The organism is Arthrobacter sp. SW1 (assembly GCF_001766675.1).
Classification (GTDB): Bacteria; Actinomycetota; Actinomycetes; order Actinomycetales; family Micrococcaceae; genus Arthrobacter.
Window position 1 is genome coordinate 559258 of the sequence record NZ_MJLT01000001.1, and the last position, 21261, is coordinate 580518.

A 21261-nucleotide genomic window follows, 5' to 3' on the forward strand; every position below is an offset into this window, starting at 1 on the left:
CTCAGTATGCTGAAGCGATGAACGAAGTGCTGGACGAAGGCCCCTTCTTCCACGGTACGAAGGCCGACCTCAAAGCCGGAGACCTCCTCACACCCGGCTTCCGGTCGAATTACCGGCCGGAAATCGTCATGAACCATATCTACTTCACCGCCCTGCGCGACGGCGCGGGACTCGCTGCCGAGCTGGCCGCCGGCGACGGCGCCCCGCGGGTATACCGCGTTGAGCCCCTTGGCGAGTTCGAGAACGATCCGAACGTCACCGACAAGAAATTCCCCGGGAATCCCACACGCTCCTACCGCAGCCGCGAAGCGCTCCGCGTCGTCGAAGAAGTCTACGACTGGGCCCGGCTTTCGCCGGAGGCGCTCCAGCAGTGGCGCGAACGGCTGGCCGCCATCCGGGCTGACGAACGGGGCGAAATCATCAACTGACGTCAGCCCCGGGCGCCTTGGCCGGGCAGACGCAGAAACGCCCGCGATGCGCAAAGCATCCCGGGCGTTTCCTGAAGCAGCCGGACGGACCTAGACGTTGAAGCGGAACTCCACCACGTCGCCGTCGGCCATCACGTATTCCTTGCCTTCAATACGGACCTTGCCGCGGGACTTCGCCTCGGCCATGGAACCGGCTTCGACCAGGTCATCGAAGGAAACCACCTCGGCCTTGATGAAGCCACGCTGGAAATCACTGTGGATCACGCCGGCAGCCTGCGGAGCGGTATCGCCCTGGTTGATGGTCCAGGCGCGGGCTTCCTTGGGACCGGCGGTCAGGTAGGTCTGCAGGCCCAGGGTGTGGAAGCCGACGCGGGCCAGCTGGTCCAGGCCGGACTCTTCCTGGCCGTTCATCTCCAGCATTTCGCGGGCTTCCTCTTCGGACAGTTCCACGAGGTCGGCCTCGAGCTTGGCGTCCAGGAAGATGCAGTCCGCCGGTGCAACCATGGCGCGCAGCTCTTCCTGCTTCTCCGGGCTGCCGAGGATGCCTTCGTCGGCGTTGAAGACGTAGATGAACGGCTTGGCGGTGAGGAGGCTGAGTTCCTTGAGGTGCTCGAGCTCGAGTTTGTCGCTCTTGATCGAGGAGAAGATGGTGTCGCCGCGTTCGAGGACCACCTTGGCAGCCTCGATGGCCGCGAGTTCAGCAGCCTCGCGTTTCTTCATCTTGACTTCTTTTTCGATCCGCGGGATCGCCTTTTCGATCGTCTGCAGATCGGCCAGGATCAGCTCGGTGTTGATGGTCTCCATGTCCGAGCCCGGATCCACCTTGCCATCGACGTGCACCACGTCCGGGTCGTCGAAGACCCGGATGACCTGGGCGATCGCCTGGGCTTCGCGGATGTTGGCCAGGAACTGGTTGCCCAGGCCTTCACCCTCGGAGGCACCCTTGACGATGCCCGCGATGTCCACGAAGGACACGGTTGCCGGCAGGAGCCGCTGCGAGCCGAAGATATCGGCGAGCTTCTGCAGCCGGGGATCGGGCAGGCTCACGACGCCGACGTTCGGTTCGATCGTTGCGAACGGGTAGTTCGCCGCGAGGACCTGGTTTCGGGTCAGTGCGTTGAAGAGGGTTGATTTGCCGACGTTGGGCAGTCCGACGATGCCAATAGTAAGAGCCACGAGGATTGATTCTACCTGTTGGCGGGCAGCGTTTGCGCGGCGCTTCGGCCACATGGAAGTGCCGGTGGCCAAAAATGTCAGGGCCATCTGCGATGGTGGGGACATGGATGGATTTGTGGTCTTGTTGGCGTTGTTCATGCTTTTGCTCGGGGCGGCTCTTGGCCTGGCGGGGGGCTTCGTCGTCTTCCGGCGGCGCAGCGCCGCCTTGGAGGCGGACTTCGACGGCGTCTCCGCCCGTTTGGCGGAGGTTTCCGCCAATTACGCAGCCGCCGACGCCGAACGGAACCTCTTGCGGGCACAGAACCGCGAGCTCGGGGCGGCCCGGTCGGAGGACGGCAGTGTGCTGCGTGCCCTGGCGCCGGTGGCCGAAAAACTGTCCGCCGTCCAGAAGCAGGTGTCCCTCCTGGAAAGGGACCGCCTCGAACAGTACGGACAGCTCGCGCAGCAGCTGCAGGAAGCGCGGCTCTCGGACGAACAGCTCCTGCGTTCAACACACGCACTGGCCTCCGCGCTGCGCTCCAACAGCGCCAGGGGCCAGTGGGGCGAAGTGCAGCTGCGGCGCATCGTGGAGGCTGCGGGCATGCTCCGGCACGTCGACTTCCAGGAACAGGTCCACGCCGTATCCGGGGATTCGCAACTGCGGCCGGACCTCGTGGTGCAGCTCCCGGGCGGCAAGCAGCTGGTGGTCGACGCGAAGGTCCCGCTCGCGGCTTACCTGGCCGCGCAGGAAGCCGCTTCGTCCGGGGAATTGTTGGCCGCGCACGCCAAGGCCCTGAAAGCCCACGTGGACGCGCTCAGCTCCAAAAAGTACTGGGACATCCCCGGGAACTCCCCCGAGGTGGTTGTCTGCTTCCTGCCCGCGGAATCCATCCTCGCAGCGGCGCTCGAAGCCGACCCGGCATTGCTGGACCACGCGTTGTCCCGCAACGTGGTGCTCGCCTCGCCCGGCACGCTCCTGGCCGTGCTCAAATCCGTGGCCTTCACCTGGCGGCAGGATGTCCTCACGGACAACGCGAAGCAGTTGTTCGAGCTGGCCCAGCAGCTGTACGACCGCATGGGCACCCTGGGTGAGAATGTCGGACGCCTGGGCAGCTCCCTGAAAACCTCCGTGGACCGCTACAACGCATTGGTCGGCACGCTGGAAGCCCGGGTGCTGCCGACCGCCCGGAAGCTCAACGCCATGGATACGGACGGCTTGACGGCACCTGCCGCCGTCGAGGTTGTGCCGCGGGCCCTGGCCGCACCGGAGCTGCGGGAGGAGGGCGGGGAGTCCGCGGCCTGAGCTGTGGAACGCCTGGACCGTGGAACGCCCGGAGGTGGAAATCCTAGGAGTTGGGGCGCGTCCCGCGTCCGCCCAGGGCGCGGGACACATCGCCGGCGGCCTTGAGCGTGGCACGGAGTTCCTTGGGCAGCGAGAAGAGCAGGTCTTCTTCGGCGGTCACCACTTCTTCCACCGCACCGTAGCCGTATTCGGCGAGGAGCCGGAGGACGTCCTGCACCAGGACCTCGGGGACGGACGCACCGGAGGTGACACCGACTGTGGCCACACCCTCGAACCAGGCTTCATCCACCTCGTTGGCGAAGTCCACACGGTACGACGCCTTCGCACCGTATTCGAGGGCAACTTCCACAAGGCGGACGGAGTTCGAGGAGTTGGCTGAGCCCACCACGATCACCAGGTCTGCCTGCGGGGCAATCTTCTTGATGGCCACCTGCCGGTTGGTGGTGGCGTAGCAGATGTCGTCGCTGGGCGGATCCTGCAGCGTGGGGAACCGTTCCTTGAGCAGGCGCACAGTTTCCATGGTCTCGTCCACGCTGAGGGTGGTCTGGGACAGCCAGATGGTCTTCTCGGGGTTCCGGACGGTGACCTTGTCCACCTCGTGCGGGCCGTTGATGATCTGGATGTGGTCCGGGGCTTCCCCTGCGGTGCCTTCGACTTCTTCGTGTCCGTCGTGCCCGATCAGCAGGATGTCGTAGTCCTCCTTGGCGAAGCGCACGGCTTCGCGGTGGACCTTGGTGACCAGCGGGCAGGTGGCATCGATGGTGCGCAGGCCGCGGTCTTCCGCGGACTGTACAACGGCGGGCGATACACCGTGGGCGGAGAAAATCACCAGCGCGCCCTCGGGGACCTCGTCCGTCTCATCGACGAAGATGGCGCCCTTCTCCTCCAGCGAGGTGACCACGTGGACGTTGTGGACGATCTGCTTGCGGACGTATACAGGCGGCCCGTAATGCTCGAGCGCCTTCTCCACTGCGATCACCGCGCGGTCGACGCCGGCGCAGTAGCCGCGCGGGGCCGCCAGCAGTACGCGCTTCGGTCCCGTTACGGGGGCAGCAGCCAGCACTTCTTCCGGGGACCTCCGACGGCGCGGGATGGTTGGCATCGGGACGGAAACTGCGGAGCTGCTCATCCCTCCATGCTACCGGGAGCGGAAGCAGCGCCGGGCCGCCGGGGAGCCCGGCGGGCACGGCGCCGCTGCCACAGGATGAGGCCGGGGACTCCGGCCAGGAACATGACGGCGCCAAGGAACGCCAGCGGGTCCGTCCAAGCGGCCAGGCTCGCAACGGAAACGTCGGTGAGGTCGTGGACAAACAACGAAGCCATGGTGCTGTCGCTAAGCCGTGTTCCCACAAAACCGCCGAACAGTGTCGCCCCTGCTTTCACCAGTCCTGCCAGCCCGAAAAGGCCAAGGCCGGTCCACAACAGGACGAGGGAACGCCGCCGCGCCGCCAGCAGCGCCAGCGCCAAGGACATCGCGGCCCCGATTGCGGCCGGCAGCCAGAGCGGGGCGTACGCTGCAATCCGGTCCACCATCTGGCGTTGGGCCAGCCCGCCGACCCCGACGACGGCGGTATCGGGGACATCCAATTGGATACCTGTGGCCGCGCCCAATTTGTCGCCGAGCAGACGCACGAACGGCCCCAGGTCAAGCACCAGCGATGACTCCGCAATTGCAGCGCCGGTACCGCCCGACGCGTTCCCGGCCCCGGATCCCTCGGAGCTTGGAGCAGGGCGTGGCCCGGCTGCGTCCTCCGCGAAGTTCAGGCGATGGCTCCGGCGGATGGTCTCGTTCCAGGCCTGCGGGTACTCCGGCCACGTGCTCATGCGCTGTGCCGCGTCCTGGAGGAGGGATGCGCCCAGTTCTTCGGCAGGTGCCGGCAGGTCCAAGGACGCTTCCAGGTTGCTGACGGCGATGCCGGCCAGGCTCGCTTGGAACACCGGGTCCTTCCCGAGTTGACCGGCCAGCTGGACGAAACCGTCTTCCCGGACGATGTTCCGCTCCGTCCAAGCAGCAGGGACGGCAAATGCGGTCAGGAGGAGGGTAAGTATCACTGCCAGCGCAGAGACGAAGGTACGCAAGGGGAATCCTCGGGTCGGGACCAAATGCCATCCTACGGGTACTGGCTGGGAGCCGGCTCGGGACCGGGGCCTGGCCTTCGGGTCCCATGAATGTCAGGGCCTCCTGCGAGGCTATGGATAGAGTTGAAAGGCGCGGGGACCTCCTCCCCCGCATTCATCGGAACACGGGACGGAACCATGCAGGCAGACGGCGGCAGCCTCAACGGCCAGGAAACTGACGGCCAGGCCGTGCCCTCCACCCTGCCCGCCACGGCAGCCGACACCAGCCCGGACCACCCTTGGCCGCTGCATCTGCTGTCCCGCAAGCTGAAGGCCCACATTGAGCGCGCGCCCGCCGTGTGGATCGAGGCGCAGCTCATCGAACTCAACCGCCGCGGCGGCAGTGCCTTCGCCACGCTCCGGGATACCGACGCAGAGATCTCCCTTCCGGCGTCGCTCTGGTCCAACGTCCTTGACCGGCAGAAGACGCCATTGGAACGCGGCTCTCGCGTCGTGGCGCTGGTGAAGCCTGAGTTCTGGATGAAGACCGGGCGGCTGAACATGTCCGTGCGGGATATCCGCCCGGTGGGCCTCGGCGATCTGCTGGCCCGGATTGAACGGCTGCGCCAGGCCCTGGCCGCGGAAGGACTCTTCGCCGATTCCCGGAAGAAGGCCCTGCCGCTGCTCCCCCACCGGATCGGCCTCATCACGGGCCGGGATTCCGACGCGAAGAAGGACGTGCTGCGCAACGCCGCCCTGCGCTGGCCCGCCGTCGAGTTTGATGTCCGCGAAGTGGCCGTGCAGGGGAACACTGCCGTCAGCCAGGTGATCGCCGCGCTCCGGCAGCTCGACGCCGATCCCCATGTGGACGTGATCGTGATCGCCCGCGGCGGAGGCGCTTTGGAAGACCTGCTGCCCTTCAGCAACGAAGACCTCATCCGTGCCGTCTCGGCAGCGGAGACCCCCGTGGTCAGTGCCATCGGGCACGAAGCGGACCGGCCGATCCTCGACGACGTGGCGGACCTGCGCGCCTCCACTCCCACCGACGCTGCGAAGCGCATTGTTCCGGACGTCTCCGAAGAACTGGCGAAAGTCCGACTGGCCCGCGAGCACCTGAACCGCTGCATCGCCAGGTTGGTGGACCGGGAGAGCGACCGCCTGCATGCCCTGCGTTCCCGGCCCGTCATGGCGTCACCGGAGGTGATGGTGACGGCCAGGGAGGACGACATCACCCGCCTGCGTAAGCATGCGCACACCGCGGTGAGTTCCGCCGTCGTCCGGGCGCTGGACCAGGTCCACCACCTCAAGGCACGGGTCCGTGCGCTGTCGCCGCAGAAAACCCTGGACCGTGGCTATGCCGTGGTGCAGCTCGCCGACCGGGACGGTGCCGGCCACGAGGTTGTCCGCAGCCCGGAGCAGGTATCCCACGGCACGGCACTGACAGTGCGGGTCGCGGAAGGCCGCTTCGCCGCAGTCGCCGACGGCAGCACGCGGGCCGAAGGCGGCACCGTCCAATCCGGAACCATCAGACCCGGAACCATCGAAGCACCCGCACCAGAGTGAGGATCCCATGAGCACCGAGAACCACTCCCCCGCCAACGGCACAGACACTGCCGCGACAGCCGACACCCTGGGCTACGAAGAGGCGCGCGAACAGCTCGCCGCCGTCGTCGCGCGCTTGGAAGCCGGAGGGGCAAGCCTGGAAGAGTCCCTGGCCCTGTGGGAGCGCGGGGAAGCATTGGCCAAACAATGCGAAGAGTGGCTGGAAGGCGCGCGCCGGAGGCTCGCCGCGGCCAAGGAAGGCAACGGCGAGGCATCCAACGGCGGCCAGCCGAACGGCTAGGAGGCCCCGGCCTTCAGGAAGCTTCGGTACCTAGGAGGCTTCGGCGCGTTCCCGCTCCGCGGCGACGTCGAACGTAGCCTTGGGCCAGTCGAGGTCAAGCCCTTCGAGGGCCGCAATCAGCAGTCCCTGGACCGCGATCCGGGCGTACCACTTGCGGTTCGCCGGGACCACGTGCCAGGGCGCCACCGCCGTTGACGTATTGTCGAAGACCTTCTGGAAGGCGTCCATGTACTTGTCCCAGTGGGCACGCTCCTCAAGGTCACCAGGGCTGTACTTCCAGTGCTTCGACGGATCGTCCAGGCGGGCGAGGAGCCGTTCCTTCTGCTCATCGCGGCTGATGTGGAGCATCACCTTGACGATCACGGTGCCCTGTTCCGCGAGCCGGGCTTCAAAGTCGTTGATCGCGGCATAGCGGCGTTCAAGCTCTGCCTCGTCAGCCCAGCCGTGGACACGGTGGATCAGTACGTCTTCGTAGTGCGAGCGGTCGAAGACCCCCACCATCCCGGCACCGGGTACAGCTTGTTCGATCCGCCAGAGGAAGTCGTGCGCCTTCTCTTCGTCGCTGGGCGCCTTGAAGGCGGTGAGGTGCACGCCCTGCGGGTCCATGGCACCCACCACATGGCTGACGATGCCGCCCTTGCCGGCCGTGTCCATGGCCTGCAGGATCAGCAGCACACGCTTGGAACTGCCGAATTTGCCTTCGGCGAAGAGCATCTCCTGCAGTTCCGAGAGCCGGCTGTCCTGCTCGGCGAGCAGCGCCGCGCCGTCGGCCTTGGCCCCTGGATATCCGGGCGTGGACTCCGGGTCCACTGAGGACAGCTGGAATCCCTGGGCGATCGCCAAGGTCTCCGACGGGCTCTGTTCGAATCCGAGTACGGCGGTCATTGCCATCCCCCTTGCGCTCATGCCGCCGGCGGGCGGCGCATCCAGCCAGGCTGTTTGGGCTACAGGCTAGTTGCCCGGGTAGCGCCCAAGGAAGTCCGCCATGCGGCCGATCGCTTCCTCGATGTCCTTGACGTTGGGCAAGGTGACCATGCGGAAGTGGTCCGGGCGAACCCAGTTGAAGGCGCGGCCGTGGGAGACCAGGATCTTCTGTTCTTTGAGCAGGTCCAGGACGAACTTCTCGTCGTCGCGGATGTGGTAGACCTCGGGATCCAGCTTGGGGAACAGGTACAGGGCACCCTTCGCTTGCTGGGTGCTGACGCCCGGGATGGCGTTGAGCAGTTCGTAGGCCTTGTTGCGCTGTTCGAGCAGCCGGCCGCCGGGCAGGATGAGGTCGTTGATGCTCTGGTAGCCGCCGAGCGCCGTCTGGATGGCGTGCTGGGCCGGCACGTTGGCACACAGGCGCATGTTGGCCAGCAGGTTGATGCCTTCGAGGTAGTCGGCAGCTTCCTTCTTGGGCCCGGAAATGGCCATCCAGCCGGCCCGGTAACCGCACACCCGGTACGCCTTGGACAGGCCGCTGAAGGTGAGGCACAGGACGTCATCGCCCGTGATGCCCGCAAGGTTCACGTGGACGGCGTCGTCGTACAGGATCTTTTCGTAGATCTCGTCGGCGAAGAGCACCAGGCCGTGCTTCTCGGCGAGGGCAACGATCCGCCGGAGGGTCTCCTCGGGGTAGACGGCGCCGGTGGGGTTGTTCGGGTTGATGACCACGATGCCCTTGGTGCGGGGCGTGATCTTGGATTCGAGATCGTCCAGGTCCGGCTGCCAGCCCGAGTCCTCGTCGCAGAGGTAGTGCACGGGGCGGCCTCCCGCCAGGGACACCGACGCGGTCCACAGGGGGTAGTCGGGCGACGGAATGAGGACTTCATCGCCGTCCTCGAGCAGCGCCATGAGGGACATGGTGATGAGTTCGCTGACGCCGTTGCCGAGGTAGATGTCGTCAACGTGGATGTTCTGGATGCCGCGGGTCTGGTAGTACTGCGAGACAGCCGTGCGGGCGGAGAAGATGCCGCGGGAGTCGCTGTAGCCTTGGGCATTCGGCAGGTGGCGGATCATGTCCACCAGGATCGCGTCCGGCGCTTCAAAGCCAAACGGTGCCGGGTTTCCGATGTTCAGTTTGAGGATGCGGTGCCCCTCTGCCTCCATCTGCTGGGCGGCCTGAAGAATCGGTCCACGGATGTCGTAAAGGACATTATGAAGCTTGGTGGACTGCTTGAATTCTGCCATTGAACAAATATGCCACACGGGCCATGCGCTTCCCGTGCGACGTCCATCACACGGGAAGCGCGGCGGCGCGGGCTACTTGGCGAGGCCCTTTTCCTTCAGCCAGTCCGCAGCGGCGTCCTTCGGGTTCTGCTTCTGCTCGCCGCTGACCGCACGGTTCAGCTTGATGAGGTCCTCGGTGGTGAGCACCTTGGACACGGCGTTGAGGGCATCGCGGGCCTTGTCCGTCATCTTGGCCTCGTTGTAGAGCGGCAGCACCTGCTGGGCCTTGAAGTTGTTCTTCGGGTCCTCCAGCACTACCAGGTCGTTGTCCTCGATGGACGGCGTGGTGGTGTAGATATCCGCTACCTGGACCTCGTCGGAAAGGAGGGCCTGGAGCGTCAGGTTGCCGCCGCCGTCGCTGAACGGCTTCAGGCCCTTGAGCTCGCAGCCGTAGTTGGCCTTCAGGCCCGGGAAGCCGTAGGCACGGGTTTCGAAGGTGGCCGGGGCGCCCATGGTGAGGTCCTTGCAGACCTTGGCGAGGTCCGCGATCGACTTCAGCTGGTACTTCTCGGCAGTGGCCTTCGTGACCACCATGGCGTCCTTGTTCTCGGCCTTGGCTGCCTCCAGGACACCCAGGCCTTCGGGCAGCTTGCCCGGGAGCGCCTTGTAGACGTCATCCGCGGAGACCTCAGGCGCGTTCGCGTCCACGTGCGAGAGCAGGTTGCCGGAATAGTCCGGGGCGATGTCGATCGAGCCGTCCTGTACGGCCTTGAAATAGATCTCGCGGGAACCGATGTTCAGTTTGGTGCTGGCCGTGACGCCGGCGGCATTGAGCGCGCCGGCGTAGATTTCGGCGATGACCTGGCTTTCCGGGAAGTCCGCCGAGCCGACCACCAGCGGCGCCCCGCCACCACCACCGCCGGTGGGCGCGCTGGAGCTCGGGCTGGACAGCGGGCTTCCGCCGCAGGCGCTCAGCGCGAGGGCAAGCCCGACGCCGGCGGCCAGGCCCGCGAGTCCGCGGCGGCTGAGTGCCCGGCCCTGTGAGTCGGTGCTGTTCTTCATGGGGTTCCTCCTTGAAGGGCGGTTCCGGCCGGTGCCGGCTCCGCGAGATCGTCGGCGGACCTGCGGCCGCCGCGGGAATCGGTGGACAGCCCCGGCGAGAGGATCATTCTCTGCACGGCGGCCAGGACAAGATCGACGGCGATAGCCAGCGCCGCGATGAGCAGTGACCCGCCAAGCATCCGCGGGAAGTCCTGGAGGACCAGGCCATCAAAAAGGTAGCGCCCCAGCCCGCCGAGGGGAAGGTAGGCGACCACCGACACCGTGGCGATGACCTGCAGCACCGCGGTCCGGACTCCGCCGGCGAGGACCGGCAGGCCGTTGGGCAGCTCCACGCGGAACAGAATCTGCAGTTCTGTCATTCCCATGGCGCGGGCGCCATCCACCACAGTACGGTCCACACTGGAAATGCCCGCATAACTGCCGGCCAGCAGCGGCGGAACGGTCAGGATCACCAGGGCCCATACGGGCGGCATGAGCCCGCTGCCGGCCAGGAGCGCGAAGAGGACCAGCAGGCCCAGCGTGGGCAGGGCCCGCAGGGCGCCGGCGACGGCCACCGCAACCACCCGGCCACGGCCGGTGTGGCCGATGAAGAACCCCACGGGCACGGCAATGGCTGCCGCGATGAGGAGCACGAGCGCCGAGTACTGCAGATGCTCGAGCAGCCGCGTGGGTATGCCCCCGCTGCCGCTCCAATTGGCCGGGGCGGCAAGCCAGGCGAAGGTGTCGGCGAAGACGTTCATCAGCCCGCCCCCTCATGGACTTTGGTCTCCGCCATCGCGGCAGCGGACAGTCCCGCGGTGGGTTTGGCGGCCGCACGGGTCCACGGCGTCAGGAGCCGCTCCAACAGGACGAGAACACCGTCCATGAGGAGCGCCAGCACCAGGATTCCGATGATGCCCACCACCACCTCGGTGATGAACGTCCGCTGCAGCCCGTCGGTGAAGAGGAGGCCGAGGTTGCCGACGCCCAGCAGCGCCGCAACGCTGACCAGGGAGATGTTGCTGACGGAGACCACGCGCAGGCCGGCGAACAGCACCGGCAATGACAGCGGAATGTCGATCCGGAGGAAGCGCGCGGCCGGAGTGAAGCCCATTGCCGTGGCCGCGAGGCGCATGTCCTCGTCCACGGAATCGAAGGCATCCATGGCGGCGCGGACCAGGAGGGCCACGGCATAGATGGTCAAAGCCACTACCACGTTCAGCGGGTCCAGGATCCTGGTGCCCAGAACGGGCGGCAGGATGATGAACAGCGCAAGGGACGGGATGGTGTAGAGGAGCGAGCTACCCGTGGCCACGACGGTCCTCAGGCCGCGGTTCCCCCGGGCGAGCTGCGCCAGGGGCACCGAGATCAACAGGCCAAGGACCATTGGCACCACGGCCAGGACGAAATGCTGCCCGGCCAGGCCGAACACCATTCCGCTGTTGGCGAGGAACCATTCCATCAGGCCGGCTCCTCGCGCAGGCGCCGGTTCTCCTCGATCAGCTCCAGGACCTCGGTCGCCTTGACAACGCCGGCGAACCGGCCGTCGTCGTCCACTGCCACGCCGAGCCCCGACGGCGAGGACAGGGCGGCATCGAGGGCGCGCCGGAGGCTCTCTCCGGGGCGGAACAGCGAGCCGCCGGGAACCGGGGTGCCTCCATCCCGCGGCGGGATCCAGCCCTCGGGGCGGGAGGCGTCGTCGAGCAGGAGGGACCATTCGCTGCTGCCCGCGGCGGCCTCCACCGCGGTGACGGTCTTGACCGGGTGCAGGCGGACGGATTCGGCGGGGCTGAAGGAAAGCCGGCGGAAGCCGCGGTCCCGGCCGACGAAAGACGCCACGAAATCGTTGGCCGGCGCACGCAGGATGTCCTCGGGTGCGGCGTACTGGGCCAGCTTCCCGCCCACCGCGAACACCGCCACCTTGTCCCCCAGCACCGTTGCTTCGTCGATGTCATGGGTGACGAAGACGATGGTCTTGGCCAGCTCCCGCTGCAGCCGCAGGAGTTCCTGTTGCAGTTCGCCGCGGACCACGGGATCGACGGCGCTGAACGGTTCGTCCATGAGCAGCACGGGGGGATCGGCGGCGAGCGCCCGGGCCACCCCAACGCGCTGCTGCTGCCCTCCGGACAACTGGGACGGGTACCGCCGGCCGAGCGCGGAGGCCAGCCCGACGACGTCGAGCAGTTCCTCCGCGCGCCGGCGGGCGGCTGCCTTGGGAACGCCGTTCAGTCGCGGCACGGTAGCGATGTTGTCCAGTACGGTGCGGTGCGGCAGGAGCCCGGCCGATTGCATGACGTAGCCCATGGACCGGCGCAGCCGGGCCGCCGGTTCCGTGGAAACATCCTTGCCCGCCACCGTGATGGTTCCGGACGTGGGCTCCACCATGCGGTTGATCATGCGCAGCGAGGTGGTCTTGCCACAGCCTGACGGCCCCACGAAGACCGTGATGGCGCCTTTGTCGATGGACATGCTCAAGTTGTCCACGGCAGGCTGGCCGCCCTGATACCGCTTGGTGACGCTCTGGAACTCAATCATGGCTTCGGCCATTTCCGGGCTAACCTCGCTGTCGGCGGATCGGTGGAGCGGCGTTCAGGACGATGTTCCCTCAGCCTAGCCACCCCCTCTGACAAAGTCAGCCGCGGCACGGCGGCCGTAAGGGATCGGCAAGATTCAGCCGTTCTTCCGGTTCCGGCCCCTGCCGCGCAGCTCACCTCCTTCGTGGCGGTACCGTTCCGCGGCGCGCTGGCTCAGCCCGGCGCGCACGATGTTCTGGTGCCATTCGCGCTGGTAGGCACGGCGGGCTGCGGCGTCCTGTTTCCGGGCAAGCGCCGCCAGCTCGTTCTGCAGCTTGCGGTAGCTCTCCCAGTGCCGCAGCTCCACGCTGCCGTCCGCGAGCGCGGCCTGCACGGCACAGCCGGGTTCGCGGTCATGCGCGCAGTCCGCGAAGCGGCATTGGCCGAAGAGTTCCTCCAGGTCGGCGAACATATCCTGCAAACCGTTGTCCGCGTCGAAGAGCCCGAATCCGCGGACCCCCGGCGTGTCCATGAGCACCGCACCGCCCGGCAAGGGCACAAGTTCGCGGGAGGTGGTGGTGTGCCTGCCCTTGCCGTCCACGGCACGCACGGCCCCGGTTTCCTGGGCCTCGCGGCCCACCAATGCGTTGATCAGGCTCGACTTCCCGGCCCCCGACGGGCCGAGCAGCACCACGGTGCCGCCCGGCGGCAGGTGCCGCATGAGTTCATCGAGCCCGTCGCCGTGTTCGGCGGACGTGGTGACCACCTCCACGCCCGCAGCGTGCAGCATGACCTGCCCGACGACGTCGTCCGCGATGTTCGCGAGGTCCGCTTTGGTGATGATCACCAGCGGGGTGGCGCCGGAATCCCAGGCCGCAACGAGCGTGCGTTCGAGGCGGTTGGCTGTGAGCGGACGGTCGATGGGAACCACCACGCCCACGACGTCGATGTTGGCACCGAGGATCTGTTCCTCGATGGACGATTCCAGAGCCCGCTTGCGCCCCAGGGAGGTGCGCCGCGGCAGGACCTCGACGACGGCGGGTTCCCCGGCGCGGTTGTGGCCGAGCCAGACCCAGTCCCCGGTGACCGGAGGCTGGCCGTGGCTGGGATACGGCAGGTGGCTCAGCCCGTCACGACCGGCGACCAGGACGCGGTTGCGGTCGAGCCGCACCACCCGGCCAGCCTGCTCGTCTCCGCGGACTTCGTCGTGGGCAGTGGGTGGATGGGCGCGGAAGTATTCCGCGATGCGGGCCGTGAATCCATAATCGGACGGCCCGTCAAAGATGGTGTCTTTCAATACAGGCGCCTGTGCGGAGCCATAAGAAGTTGTCAATGTCTTGCCTCTTGGTGAGGCCCGGCCGCCGCTGCGGTGTGGAATGGAACTGCGTTGTGAAAACGGGTCAGCGCGTGGCGGAAGCCGGGGCAGGAAGGATGATGTGCTGCGTGCGCGGCGTTGCGACGACGGCAAGGGCGCGCGGGAATTCGGCAATCATGGTTCCACCTCCTCGGCATTGGGCCGGCAGATCTCCTGTGGAGTCCCAGGGAGCCGGCAACTCCTTCAGCGTAGCCACAGCGGGGTTGCTTGGCCAGTACATCCGGACGGAAATTTCAACCGTCCGGATATTCACCGTCCGGATTTTTCAGCCGAGCCGGCCGTTGAGCGGCCGTTCGCGGTAGAGGCGCAGGGCAACGTCCACCAGGGACACGCGGACCAGGCCCGGAACGTCCTCCAACGGTACCCACGCCGCGTGGGTGGTGCTGCCGTCCACTTCGTGGGTCAGTTCGCCGCCGGTGATGCTGGCTTCGAAGACCATCCGCAGTGCCTGGAAGGGCCGGTCTTCGCCGTCCAGCCGGGCTTCACCGGGCCAGTAGCCAACGTCCGTTCCTAGCATGGCGCCGATCTCGGCTTCGTAGCCCGTTTCCTCCATGATTTCGCGGCGGCAACCGTCCACCGGATGCTCTCCGAGGTCGAGGCCGCCGCCGGGCAGCGTCCAGCCTTCCTTCCCGTTTTCCTTCCAGTAGGCCAGGAGGATGGCGCCGTCCCGGACGATGACTCCGTAGGCGGCAGGGCGGGTGTCGAAACGCATGCTCATGAAGGACAGCCTAGGCCAGCCCTACGGCAGGACGGCGGCCTCGATCACCGAGGTGTCCGGGACGCCGAGACCGGCGCGTTCGCGGAGTTCGACGGCGGTGCCGGGCTTGTCGAGTTCGAGCACCTTGACGGTGTTGCGGCCGGGCCGGAGCAGCGGGGCGGGAACGTAGAGCGTGCGCTGCGGCCCGGCTTCCCAGTACCGGCCCAGCAGGAAGCCGTTGATCCACACGAAGCCCTTGCCGGAGTCCGGGAGCGCCAGGTAGCTGTCGGCCGGCTCTGCGACGTCGAACTCCGCGCCCGGGAGCTTCTCCAGTTCCGTCTCTCCCCACTCGGCGGGCGACACCGGGGTCTGGGTCCAGTGGAAGGTGTAGCGCTGGTTGACCAGGACGCCGTCCAGGATGCCCTTTCCCTGTCCGATGAGGGGGCCGTAGTTGATGCGGCCCAGGTTCTCCACGAGGATCTCAAGGCGCACGGCCTCTCCGGTTCCGGTGACGGTCAGTCCTTCGGCACCGGTGGCGTCGTCGAGGATTCCCACGAAGGCCCCGTCCACCCAGACGTGGGCACGGTCATGCAGGCCGGTGATCCTGAGCTTCGCTTCGGACGGCGCGTCGCTGCGGCCTGGGAGGACCGCCTCGGCGGAGTACAGCACCAGCCCGGAGTCCAGGCCGAGTTCTTCGAAGGACAGGGGTTTGACGCTGCGTACGGGAGTTCCGGCGTCGCGAAGGAGGGCCCGGATCTCCGGTGCGGGGCCCAAGGGCAGCGTGGCTGCAGGGAGCACGGGCGATTCGGCCAGCAGTTCCGGATCCAGGGGCGGTGCGGCGATCCCTTGGGCCCGGAAGAACTCCGCGCGCAGGGCATGGAACTTCTCCGTCAGCGCACCGTTTTCGGCGATCGGCGCGTCCGAGTCATAGCTGGTGACGGTCGGCTGGATGCGGGTGCCGTCATGGTTGGCGCCGGAACCCAGGCCGAAGTTGCTGCCGCCGTGGGCCATGTAGATGCAGACGGAACCGTCCAGGTCCAGGATCTTGCGGACTTCGGCGGCGGCCTCGGCGGCGCTGCGCACGTGGTGTTCTTCGCCCCAGTGGTCGAACCAGCCGCCCCAGAACTCGACGTTGAAGAAGGGTTCGCCGGGCCGGCGGCGCTGCCATGTGGCCACGGCTTCGTCGCCGCGGCTGCCGAGGGTGGCCGTCGCCCACGTCCCCTCGATGGCGCCGCCGTCGAGGAAGTAGTCCGTGCCGCCGTCGGCCGTGAACAGCAGCTCGCTGATCCCGCGCTCTTCCAAGGCCCGGCGGTTCCAGCGGATGTAGTCGTGGTCGTCGCCGTAGCTGCCGTATTCGTTTTCGATCTGCACGGCCACCACGGGACCTCCCTTGCAGGCCTGCCGTGCGGCGATGATGGGCATGAGGTGGTCGAACCATTCTTCGATGGCGGCGGTGAAGACCGGGTCAAGGCAGCGCAGGCCGATGCCTGGCGTGCCGGTGAGCCAGGCCGGGAAGCCGCCGTTGTCCCATTCGGCGCAGATGTAGGGGCCGGGGCGGACGATGACGTCCAGCCCTTCTTCGGCGGCGAGGTCGATGAAGCGGCCCAGGTCCCGCCAGCCGCTGAAATCCGGGGCCTCGGCACGGCGGGGCTGGTGGAAGTTCCACGCCACATAGGTATCCACCGTGTTGGCGCCCATGGCCTTGAGCCGGCGCAGCCTGTCCTGCCAGTGGTCCGGGTGCACCCGGAAGTAGTGGATGGCTCCGGCGAGGATGCGATAGCGTTCCCCCGAGCGGTAAAGGACGGCGTCGCGGTAGCTCAAAACGGCGTTGTTCACGAAAAACAGAATAGTACATTTCCTCACAAATCAGCACATGGAGTTGTCTCGTGACCAACTTGGAAACGGCCCCGGCCCAAGAACTGTGCCCCGCCGGGCACCCCGGCCAGGGACCGTGCGTCCAGTTGTGGCCCGCGCGCGAAGTACCGCTGGGCGGGGTCCGCGCCATGAATGTTTTCCGCACCCTGCCCCAGCGCGGCCTGCCGACCGTCGGCGCTTGGTGCTTCCTGGACAGCTTCGGTCCGGACCGGGTGGCCATGAGCGTGCTGCCGCATCCCCACACCGGGCTGCAGACCGTCACCTGGCCGCTGGAAGGCGAAGTCCGGCACCGCGACAGCGTGGGCAGTGACGTCGTTGTCCGCCCTGGCCAGCTGAACATCATGACGGCGGGCCGCGGCATTTCGCATTCCGAGTTCGCGGTCCTGCCGCAGCCGTCCGCCGGCGGCGAGGTGGAAATTCCGCTGTCCCGCGGCCTGCAGCTCTGGGTGGCGCTGCCCGATGCCGAACGGCACCGTGCGCCGTCGTTCGAGCAGGTGGTGGACCTGCCGCTCGCTCACGGGGACGGGTACACGGCCCGGGTGCTGGTCGGCGAATTCTCGGGCCAGCGCTCCCCCGCCACGATGTTCAGCCCGATTGTCGGCGCCGAAATCACCGCCACCGGAGAGATCGGATTCCCCTTGGATCCCTCCTTCGAACACGCCATCCTGGTGCTCGACGGCTCCCTCACCATCGACGGACAAGCCGTGGACGCCGGGCCGCTCGCCTACCTGGGGTCCGGCCGGGACGCGCTGACGGTCACCGCCGCTCCGGACACCCGTTTCATGGTGCTCGGTGGCGAGCCCTTCGAAGAGGACATCCTCATGTGGTGGAACTTCGTGGGCCGCACGCACGAGGAAATCGTCGAAGCCCGCGAGGACTGGGAAGCGCAGGCGGCCTTGGCCGACGCCGAAACGCGCACTGCCCGCTTCGGCCTGGTGGACGGCCACGGGCCCGACGCCGGCGCGGAGGCCGGGCGCATCCCGGCGCCTCCGCTCCCCGGGGTCCGCCTCAAGCCCCGGACGCGCGGCGGCTCGCCCGAGTAGCGGTCTCCCGGATTAACGCCCGACGGCGGCTGCTCCCTTAAGGGAAGCGGCCGCCGTCGTACGTCTGTCCTTAGTCGCAGCCGGCCTCGGCGAGGATCCGCGGCACCCCGAACACCGGGTCCTGGTCGAGGACCCGTACATCAGTGATGCCGTGCGCCGCGAGTCCGGCCCGGAAGGCCGACTGGAGGCCCTCCACGTTCATGCCCAGCCCGCCGCCGAGGATCACGGGACCGTCGAGTCCGAGCTGGCGCACGGCCTGGGCGGCGAGTTCGGCGAGGTCGCGGCCGGCCTGCTCGAGGAGTTGGCGGCTGGCATCCAGCCCGGCGTCCGCGGTCTGCACGACGGCGGCGGCCTGTTGGGCCCAGTAGCGGCGGTCGGTGTCGTCCGAATGGAAGTGGGCGATGAGTTTGTTGGGGTCGTCAAGCCCGCAGGAGTCCAGCAACGCTACGGTCAGCGCGTCCGGTTCCAGCCCCTTGTTCATGCGGCGGAGGCTGTGGCGGACCGCCTCGCGGCCGAGCCAGTAGCCGCTGCCCTCGTCGCCGAGCAGGTAGCCCCAGCCGCCCGCGCGCGCCTCCTCCCCCGCGGCATTCTTTCCCCAGGCGGCGGAGCCGGTACCGGCGATGACCGCGACGCCCGTGTCCGTGCGGCCGGCGGCGAGCAGCAGTCGGGAATCGTGCACCACGGAAACCTCGGCCCCGGGCACATGCGGTTCAATCAGGGTTGCGAGCGCCCGGGCGTCGTCGTCGGTGTCGATGCCGCCGGCGCCGGCCAGGACACGGGCCACGTTCCCGCCGCCGATCTTGCCGAACAGTTCGGCGAGGTTGGCCGCCGCGGCGTCGCGGCTGACGTTCTGGACGTTCGCGCTCCCGGCGGTTTCATCGAGCACGGCAACGCCGTCTTCGAAGCGCACGCCGCGGGTCTTGGTACCTCCGATATCCAGGCCGATAACGGTTCCGGCAACCACGGGGTTCTCAGGTTTTTCCACGGGAACAGCGTATCCCCGCCGCTTCGGGCCTCGGTATCGTCAGCGCGTGGATTCGATGGCCTGAAGGAGGTCCGCGATGAGGTCAGCCGGATCTTCGAGCCCGATGGACAGGCGCAGCATCCGCGCGTGCGGCTTGGCCTCAGGAGCCACGGGGCGGTGGGTCAGGCCGGCGGGATGCTGGATGAGGGTGTCGATCCCGCCCAGCGAAACGGCGTGGGTCATGAGCCTGACGGCACCGGGGATCCGCTCGGCGTGTTCGGCCGAGGAGACGTCGAAGGCAAGAAGTGAACCCGGGCCGGACATTTGCGTCCCCACCAGTCCGTGCGGATCGCATTCGGGCAGGCCCGGGTAGTAGACCTCGCTGACCAGCTCGTGGCCGGCGAGCGCGGAGGCCACCTTGTGGGCGTGGTCCTGCTGGGCGCGGACACGCACGGGCAAGGTGGCCAGGCCGCGGTGCAGCAGGTAGGCAGGCCACGGAGTGAGGATGCCTCCCGTCACGGCACGCACCCGGCGCAGGCGCGCCGCCCACTCCGGACCGGTGGCGACCACGCCACCCATGGCGTCGCCGTGGCCGCCCAGGAACTTCGTGGCGCTGTGCAAGACCATCGCGGCGCCGTGCTTGAGCGGTTGCTGGAGGACGGGGGTGGCGAAGGTGTTGTCCACCAGGACCGGGATGTCCCCGGCGTCGGCGGTGAGTCGTTTCAGGTCGACGAGTTCAAGGCTGGGGTTCGCCGGAGTTTCAACCACCACCAGCGCAGTGTCCGGGCGGATGGCCCCGTGCACTTCTTCAGGCCGGGCGAAGGTGGTTTCGGTTCCGAGGAGCCCGCTGGCCAGGACGTGGTCGGTGCCGCCGTACAGCGGACGGACGGCGACGACGTGCCGTTTTCCCTCACTTGCCGCCGCCAGCAAGACGGCACTGAGTGCCGCCATGCCGGTAGCGAAGGCGACAGCCTGCGGGGCGGACTCAAGCGCGGCCACGCCTTCTTCGAACCGGGCCACCGTCGGGTTCCACAGCCGCTGGTAGACGGTGCTGTCTCCCTCCCGGGGCACGCCCCCGCCGGCCATTTGCTCATAGGCCAGTCCGCCGTCGTGCACCGAAGGAAGCGGTGCGGTGGTGGAGAGGTCGATCGGTACCGAATGCAGCCCCTGCTCGGTGAGGCCGGCACGGCCGGCGTGGACTGCGAGGGTGTCGATGGTGGTCACGGTGCTCCCTTGAATTATTCGCCGTTGAACTATTCGATAATGAACGGCGCCAGTATCTGGCAATAATTCGGAAGTTCACAGAGTCAATGAATGGATTGATTGAAATCTGCCGATTATGATGAACTCATTGCATCTCCAGGAGGATCCGTGAGTACAGCCCCGAAGAATGTTCGGCCCATCGGCACCGGCGAGCCGCTGGATGCCATCGATGAACGGATCCTGGCCGCCTTGGTGGAGGATGCACGCATCTCCAACAAACAGCTGGCGGAAATGGTGGGCATTGCCCCGTCCACGGCCCTGATGCGCACCCGGGCTTTGTCCGAACGCGGCATCATTGAAGGCTTCGAGGCGGTGCTGAGCCTGCCCGCCATCGGCCGCTCGGTGCAGGCTCTCATCGCCGTCCGGCTGCGCGCCCACGACCGCGACCAGATCGACCGCTTCACGTCGCGGGTGCCGGCCCTGCCCGCGGTCATTTCAACGTTCCACACCTCCGGTTCGGTGGACTACCTGCTGCACATCGCCGTCGCGAACACCGACGAGCTGCGCGACTGGGTGTTGGACAACCTCGCCACGGACCCCGTCGTGGGCCACACCGAGACAACTCTCGTCTTCGAGCACATCCAGGGCAACCACGGGCCGCTGCCTGCCTGACGTCGGCCCGCGCCCCGAAGAACTATGCCCGCGGCTCGAGGCCCGAGTGTGCGGCGCTGACGGCATCTGCCCGCCGGTCACCGAGATGTTCCCGCCGTGCGAGCGCCGCGTTCCGCAGCAACACACTGTCCGCCGGAATGAAGCGGCGCTTTTCCGACCAGGATACGAGCCTGGTTCCAAGACCGGCCGCGGCCGACTCGATGATGGACGGCCTGCGGTACATACCGCACGGGGCTGCGACTGAACTCACGGCTTCTTCCCTTCACTGCTTTGTGGTTGGGTGCTTTTCGCGTTGCCTGAGGGCTTCCTGGCTTCGCCGGCCGAGGCCGGGACCCCGAGAATCGGGAACGCGTTGAAGTGGATCTGGACCGGACGGGCTCCGTCCTCCTCCGGTTCGCTGCGGATTTCCTCCAACAGCTTGTGGCCCAGCGCCTCCATGGCGTGGGCGTAGCGGGCCAACTGATCCGCCGACATCCTGGCGTTGATGGTGCTGACCGTAGCCACCTGCAGCCAGTCGGCGTCCAGGACGTCGACGCCGTGCTCCATGAAATCGGCGAGCACGGTTTGCCTGTTGCGTTCAAACTCCCTGCTGACCAGGCGGGACGCCTCCTGCGTGGCGGGCGATGTGGCCAGTTCGGGTGACGTGATCTGGATGGCACCCGGCGGACGTTCCCACCAGCGCTCCCGGGCTGTCCCTTTGCCTTCCACTTCCCGGACGAAATCGAACTTGGCCAGCTGCCGCAGATGGTAGCTGGTAGCGCCGCTGGACTCACCCAGCAGGTCCGCGAGCCCGCACGCCGTCTGGGCGCCGTAGCGGGAAAGCATCTCGAGGATCTGGACGCGCAAGGGGTGCGCCAGCGCCTTAAGCGACGCCGTATCGACTTTGCGGAGCGGAAAATCCGGCTCACGGACTGTGACCATGGCTCAAGAATAAGATTGC

General features: G+C 67.3%; 21 protein-coding genes. 6 read left to right on the plus strand and 15 right to left on the minus strand.

Translation table 11 applies throughout. The features are described 5' to 3' along the window. Positions 1 to 17 precede the first annotated feature (17 nt). Positions 18 to 428 carry an NAD(+)--rifampin ADP-ribosyltransferase gene (arr, locus tag BIU82_RS02620; protein ID WP_070347869.1) on the plus strand — a complete coding sequence of 137 codons (411 nt, stop codon included), beginning with the start codon at positions 18 to 20 and terminating at the stop codon, positions 426 to 428. Positions 429 to 518: 90 nt separating this feature from the next. On the opposite strand, the gene ychF is transcribed toward arr, so the two are convergent. Then, positions 519 to 1604 (minus strand): redox-regulated ATPase YchF, encoded by a 1086-nt coding sequence (gene ychF, locus BIU82_RS02625; protein ID WP_070348005.1) that lies wholly within the window; start codon positions 1602 to 1604, stop codon positions 519 to 521. 103 nt (positions 1605 to 1707) lie between these two features. Here ychF and BIU82_RS02630 point away from each other — a divergent pair, with 103 nt between their 5' ends. Beyond that, positions 1708 to 2886 (plus strand): DNA recombination protein RmuC, encoded by a 1179-nt coding sequence (locus BIU82_RS02630; RefSeq protein ID WP_070348006.1) that lies wholly within the window; start codon positions 1708 to 1710, stop codon positions 2884 to 2886. A gap of 43 nt (positions 2887 to 2929) precedes the next feature. Here the strand turns inward: BIU82_RS02630 and BIU82_RS02635 are convergent, their stop codons facing one another. Both BIU82_RS02635 and BIU82_RS02640 read right to left on the minus strand, forming a co-directional pair. Continuing rightward, positions 2930 to 4015 carry a 4-hydroxy-3-methylbut-2-enyl diphosphate reductase gene (locus BIU82_RS02635; protein ID WP_070347870.1) on the minus strand — a complete coding sequence of 362 codons (1086 nt, stop codon included), beginning with the start codon at positions 4013 to 4015 and terminating at the stop codon, positions 2930 to 2932. After that, positions 4012 to 4965 (minus strand): hypothetical protein, encoded by a 954-nt coding sequence (locus tag BIU82_RS02640; protein WP_070347871.1) that lies wholly within the window; start codon positions 4963 to 4965, stop codon positions 4012 to 4014. The genes BIU82_RS02635 and BIU82_RS02640 overlap by 4 nt, the downstream gene beginning before the upstream one ends. Before the next feature lie 177 nt (positions 4966 to 5142). On the opposite strand from BIU82_RS02640, the gene xseA reads away from it, so the two are divergent. Beyond that, entirely contained in the window at positions 5143 to 6507 is a 1365-nt protein-coding gene (xseA, locus tag BIU82_RS02645) for an exodeoxyribonuclease VII large subunit (RefSeq protein ID WP_070348007.1), read from the plus strand. A 7-nt stretch (positions 6508 to 6514) separates the two neighbouring features. After that, the gene (locus tag BIU82_RS02650; protein WP_070347872.1) at positions 6515 to 6787 is read left to right on the plus strand and encodes an exodeoxyribonuclease VII small subunit; all 273 of its coding nucleotides are present in this window, start codon (positions 6515 to 6517) and stop codon (positions 6785 to 6787) included. A gap of 30 nt (positions 6788 to 6817) precedes the next feature. On the opposite strand, the gene BIU82_RS02655 is transcribed toward BIU82_RS02650, so the two are convergent. From BIU82_RS02655 to BIU82_RS02695, 9 genes are all read right to left on the minus strand, one after another. Next, positions 6818 to 7672, minus strand: coding sequence for a polyphosphate kinase 2 family protein (locus tag BIU82_RS02655; protein WP_070348008.1), 855 nt, complete (start codon positions 7670 to 7672; stop codon positions 6818 to 6820). A 66-nt stretch (positions 7673 to 7738) separates the two neighbouring features. Next, on the minus strand, positions 7739 to 8959 hold the full coding sequence (locus tag BIU82_RS02660; protein ID WP_070347873.1) for a pyridoxal phosphate-dependent aminotransferase: 1221 nt from the start codon (positions 8957 to 8959) through the stop codon (positions 7739 to 7741). 72 nt (positions 8960 to 9031) lie between these two features. Further along, the gene (locus tag BIU82_RS02665) at positions 9032 to 10000 is read right to left on the minus strand and encodes an ABC transporter substrate-binding protein (protein ID WP_070347874.1); all 969 of its coding nucleotides are present in this window, start codon (positions 9998 to 10000) and stop codon (positions 9032 to 9034) included. After that, on the minus strand, positions 9997 to 10740 hold the full coding sequence (locus BIU82_RS02670; RefSeq protein WP_070347875.1) for an ABC transporter permease: 744 nt from the start codon (positions 10738 to 10740) through the stop codon (positions 9997 to 9999). Before BIU82_RS02670 ends, BIU82_RS02665 begins: the two co-directional genes overlap by 4 nt. Then, the gene (locus BIU82_RS02675) at positions 10740 to 11441 is read right to left on the minus strand and encodes an ABC transporter permease subunit (RefSeq protein WP_070347876.1); all 702 of its coding nucleotides are present in this window, start codon (positions 11439 to 11441) and stop codon (positions 10740 to 10742) included. Before BIU82_RS02675 ends, BIU82_RS02670 begins: the two co-directional genes overlap by 1 nt. Next, positions 11441 to 12526: an ATP-binding cassette domain-containing protein gene (locus BIU82_RS02680; protein ID WP_070347877.1), complete on the minus strand. Its 1086-nt coding sequence runs from the start codon at positions 12524 to 12526 to the stop codon at positions 11441 to 11443. The genes BIU82_RS02675 and BIU82_RS02680 overlap by 1 nt, the downstream gene beginning before the upstream one ends. 123 nt (positions 12527 to 12649) lie before the next feature. Next, positions 12650 to 13789 (minus strand): ribosome small subunit-dependent GTPase A, encoded by a 1140-nt coding sequence (gene rsgA / locus BIU82_RS02685; protein WP_253182649.1) that lies wholly within the window; start codon positions 13787 to 13789, stop codon positions 12650 to 12652. A 343-nt stretch (positions 13790 to 14132) separates the two neighbouring features. Continuing rightward, complete coding sequence (locus BIU82_RS02690) at positions 14133 to 14585, minus strand: NUDIX hydrolase (RefSeq protein ID WP_070347879.1); 453 nt, start codon at positions 14583 to 14585, stop codon at positions 14133 to 14135. A 21-nt stretch (positions 14586 to 14606) separates the two neighbouring features. Continuing rightward, positions 14607 to 16400 (minus strand): beta-galactosidase family protein, encoded by a 1794-nt coding sequence (locus tag BIU82_RS02695; RefSeq protein ID WP_070347880.1) that lies wholly within the window; start codon positions 16398 to 16400, stop codon positions 14607 to 14609. Between the two features lie 50 nt (positions 16401 to 16450). Here BIU82_RS02695 and BIU82_RS02700 point away from each other — a divergent pair, with 50 nt between their 5' ends. Further along, complete coding sequence (locus BIU82_RS02700; protein ID WP_070347881.1) at positions 16451 to 17482, plus strand: pirin family protein; 1032 nt, start codon at positions 16451 to 16453, stop codon at positions 17480 to 17482. 70 nt (positions 17483 to 17552) lie between these two features. Here the strand turns inward: BIU82_RS02700 and BIU82_RS02705 are convergent, their stop codons facing one another. Together BIU82_RS02705 and BIU82_RS02710 are read right to left on the minus strand one after the other, a co-directional pair. After that, positions 17553 to 18467: a BadF/BadG/BcrA/BcrD ATPase family protein gene (locus BIU82_RS02705; protein ID WP_070347882.1), complete on the minus strand. Its 915-nt coding sequence runs from the start codon at positions 18465 to 18467 to the stop codon at positions 17553 to 17555. A gap of 39 nt (positions 18468 to 18506) precedes the next feature. Then, complete coding sequence (locus BIU82_RS02710; protein ID WP_216098984.1) at positions 18507 to 19670, minus strand: PLP-dependent aspartate aminotransferase family protein; 1164 nt, start codon at positions 19668 to 19670, stop codon at positions 18507 to 18509. A 147-nt stretch (positions 19671 to 19817) separates the two neighbouring features. Here BIU82_RS02710 and BIU82_RS02715 point away from each other — a divergent pair, with 147 nt between their 5' ends. Further along, positions 19818 to 20321 (plus strand): Lrp/AsnC family transcriptional regulator, encoded by a 504-nt coding sequence (locus BIU82_RS02715; RefSeq protein ID WP_070347883.1) that lies wholly within the window; start codon positions 19818 to 19820, stop codon positions 20319 to 20321. Positions 20322 to 20567: 246 nt separating this feature from the next. On the opposite strand, the gene BIU82_RS02725 is transcribed toward BIU82_RS02715, so the two are convergent. Continuing rightward, positions 20568 to 21242 carry an ArsR family transcriptional regulator gene (locus BIU82_RS02725; protein ID WP_070347885.1) on the minus strand — a complete coding sequence of 225 codons (675 nt, stop codon included), beginning with the start codon at positions 21240 to 21242 and terminating at the stop codon, positions 20568 to 20570. Positions 21243 to 21261 lie beyond the last annotated feature (19 nt).